The sequence below is a fragment of the Burkholderia sp. E168m23 genome, assembly GCF_016586125.1.
In the GTDB taxonomy this organism is placed as follows: Bacteria; Pseudomonadota; Gammaproteobacteria; order Burkholderiales; family Burkholderiaceae; genus Burkholderia; species Burkholderia orbicola.
The window spans coordinates 1-3,013 of the sequence record NZ_BCPP01000882.1 but is presented as its reverse complement, the minus strand read 5'-3'; the positions used below and the strand labels follow the sequence as shown (position 1 = coordinate 3,013).

4 protein-coding genes are annotated in these 3,013 nt (G+C 69.6%); 1 reads left to right on the top strand and 3 read right to left on the bottom strand.

Features of this window, described 5'->3' with window-relative positions; translation table 11 throughout:
- Positions 1–764 (bottom strand): rhodanese-like domain-containing protein (locus tag JMF90_RS31310; RefSeq protein WP_268906075.1); only part of this gene is annotated, 764 nt, incomplete at its 3' end.
- Positions 765–869: 105 nt separating this feature from the next.
- On the bottom strand, positions 870–1,436 hold the full coding sequence (locus JMF90_RS31305; protein WP_011547818.1) for a cysteine dioxygenase: 567 nt from the start codon (positions 1,434–1,436) through the stop codon (positions 870–872).
- 17 nt (positions 1,437–1,453) lie between these two features.
- On the opposite strand from JMF90_RS31305, the gene JMF90_RS31300 reads away from it, so the two are divergent.
- Positions 1,454–2,428, top strand: a complete 975-nt coding sequence (locus JMF90_RS31300) for a LysR family transcriptional regulator (protein ID WP_011547819.1) — start codon at positions 1,454–1,456, stop codon at positions 2,426–2,428.
- 79 nt (positions 2,429–2,507) lie between these two features.
- On the opposite strand, the gene JMF90_RS31295 is transcribed toward JMF90_RS31300, so the two are convergent.
- Positions 2,508–3,013, bottom strand: a 506-nt coding sequence (locus tag JMF90_RS31295; protein ID WP_201325889.1) for an acyl-CoA dehydrogenase family protein, incomplete at its 5' end; no start/stop codon positions are given.

The following is a 3,013-nucleotide window of genomic DNA, read 5'->3' as shown; positions in this document are numbered from 1 at the left end:
AAAGCCCGTAATAACTTCGTATAGCATACATTATACGAAGTTATACGAAGCGTCTGGCCGGCCAGCGTCCAGCCGATCGTGCCGTTGCGCAGCGCGGCGACCGGATTCGGCAGCCCCGCGTTGACGAGCGATTGCGTGCCGATGATGCTGCGCGTGCGGCCCGCGCAGTTGACGATCACCTGCGTGCGCGGATCGGGTGCAAGCGCGCGCACGCGCAGCACGAGTTCCGCGCCCGGCACGCTGGTCGACGTCGGGATGTTCATCGTCTGGTACTCGTCGAAGCGGCGCGCGTCGACGATCACGACATCGGCTTTCGCATCGATCAGCGCCTGGACCTCCTGCGCGGACAGCGACGGCGTATGGCGCTCCGCCTCGACCCATTCGCCGAACGACTTGCTCGGCACGTTCACGTCGATGAACAGTTCGCCGCCCGCCGCGACCCAGCCCGCGAGGCCGCCGTCGAGCAGCCGCACGTCGGTGTAGCCGAGCCGCGCGAGCGTCGCGGCCGCGCGCGGCGCGAGATCCTCGCCGCCCGCTTCCCCGAACACGACGATCGGCGTGTCGCGGCGCGGAATCCGCGTCCATGCGTCGAGTTCGAGCTTCGACAACGGAAAGTTGGCCGCCCACAGCGGGTGGCCCTGTGCGTACGGATCTTCCTCGCGTACGTCGATCAGCGCGATCTCGTCGCGGGCCAGCAGGCGCGCGCGTACATCCTCGTACGACGCGACGGGAAAGCGGGAAATGGAATCGGCGGATTGCGTCACGATGTCTCTATGTTGAATGCGTTGAAGTCGGTGAATGAAGCGGAACGGATCGAGCGTGGCCCTGCCGGCGCGCGCCCGCAACGGGTCACGCCAGCGGGCCGTGCGTCAGGCATTCGAATAGCCCGACACGAACGGCTTCACGGTCCCGTCGTCCAGGTACACCGCGCGCTCGACCTTGCCGATGTTCGCGCCGTACACGTGGATGCTGATCGATACCTGGTCGGCGAACGCGTTGGTCACGCGATGCACGTCGCCGATGCGCGGCGACACGGCCTCGACCTCGCCCGGCCGCAGCCGCACGGCGTCGCCGGCAGGCACCGGCTTGCCGGCCGCGTCGAACCGGTACGGCTGCGAGAACTCGCCGCCGCGCAGCATCCCGATCAGCCCCCACACCGTGTGGTCGTGGATCGGCGTCGCCTGGCCGGGCCCCCACACGAAACTGACGATCGAGAAGCGTTCGTCCGGGTCGAGATGCAGCAGGTACTGCCGGTAGCGCTCGGGATCGGGCTGCGCGAACGCGTCGGGCAACCAGTCGTCGTGTTCGACGAGCGCGGCGAGCAGCGCGCCGCCCTCGTCGAGAATGCGCGCCTCGTTCGCGCCGGACGCGAGCAGCGCATCCAGACCCTCGACGAACGGGCGCAGCGGCGTCTGTTGCAACGAAAGCGTACTCATCGGCCGTCTCCTCGAATATGATGCCGAATATAATGGATCGTCATGATGCACCTGAAAGACCATGCAGAACAAACATGAAAATTAGCGATATCGACGCTTTTGCAGCGGTCGTCCGCTGCCAGACCCTGAGCCAGGCCGCGGCCGAGCTCGGGATGACGCAGCCCGCGATCACGCGGCGCGTCCAGAATCTCGAGGAAGCGCTCGGCGTGACGCTGCTCGACCGCAACACGAAGCCGCCGCGCCCGACCGACATCGGCCGGCAGGTGTTCGAACAGTGTCGCGCGATCCTGCGCGAGGTCGACGCGCTGCGCGAACTGACGGCCGGCCAGCAGCCGCCGGCCGGCGAATTCCGGATCGGGGTCACGCAGGGGCTCGGCGAGCTGATGCTGCCGGCGCTCATCGGCGATCTCGCCGCGCAATGGCCCGCGCTCGCGACGCAGGTCACGACTGCATGGGGCGGCCTGCTCGTCGAACGCATCGCCCGCCGCGAACTCGATGCGGCGCTCGTCTTCCTTGCCCGCGAAATGGTGCTGCCGGCGCAGGTCGAAGGCGTTCGGCTGCTGGACACGCGGCTCGTCGCGGTCGGCCGCAAGGGCGACTGGCCGCGCCGCAGCTACCGGCTCGCCGATTGCCATGCGCGCGGCTGGGTGCTCAATCCGGACGGCTGCGGTTTTCGTGCGGGCCTGCGGCGCGCGCTCGACGCCCAGGGTCTGCCGATGCCGGTCACGCTCGACGCGTACGGCCGCGACCTGCAACTGCAGAGCGTCGCGAACGGGTTCGGCCTCGGGCTGATGCCGCTGCCGCTCGTCGAAGGCAGCCCGCTGCGCGACGCGCTCGACATCGTGCCACTCGCCGATTTCAAGCCGCAGATCGATCTGTGGCTGCTGCGCCGGCACGATGCGGCCCGTTTCGACGCGCCGCTCGCGGCCATCGCCGCGCATGCGCGCGCCGCGTTCGCGCTGCCCGAGCGATCGCACGACAAGGCCGCTTGACCTGACTGTGGCGGCCGTCGTGGCCACGACGGCCGCGCGGCGCGCCACGCCGTTGCCGTGCCCGGCAACCCGGCCCGGCTCACGCATCATGTCGACCGCGTTCGCCCCCGTTGCGTGACGCTGCGTCCGCCGCCGCGTGCGTCTGCCCGCGCGGCGCCGCATCGAGCGCCGCCCGCCCCGCCGCCACCGCGATCGCATCGTCCTGCGGCGTATGCACGCGGCTGCACAGCACGTCGCGATAGTGGCGCTCCAGCGGATTGGTGCGGCTCAACCCGTGATTGCCCGACAGTTTCAGCGCCTGCTCGACCGTCCGGATCGCCTGCTCGGTCACGGTGCGCTTGACGAGACCGCTGGTCGTCACCGACGGCGCATTGCCGGCGTCGGTGCGCGCGATGTGATCGTCGAGCAGCACCCGGTTCGTGTGCAGCCAGCCCTCGATTTCGCCGACCGCCTCCTGCACGCGCGGCAGCGTCGCGAGCGGCGCGCCGAGCCCGCTCGGCGCACGCGTCGTCGCGAATTCGACCAGCCAGTCGCGCGATGCGCGCGCCACCGCGTCGTACAGGCTGCCGAGCAGCGCGACCATCC

What these genes read in the sequence shown, in the direction of transcription:
- JMF90_RS31305 (WP_011547818.1), bottom strand. Translation starts at nt 1,436, where the DNA reads ATGAGTACGCTTTCGTTGCAACAGACGCCGCTGCGCCCGTTCGTCGAG.
- JMF90_RS31300 (WP_011547819.1), top strand. Translation starts at nt 1,454, where the DNA reads ATGATGCCGAATATAATGGATCGTCATGATGCACCTGAAAGACCATGC.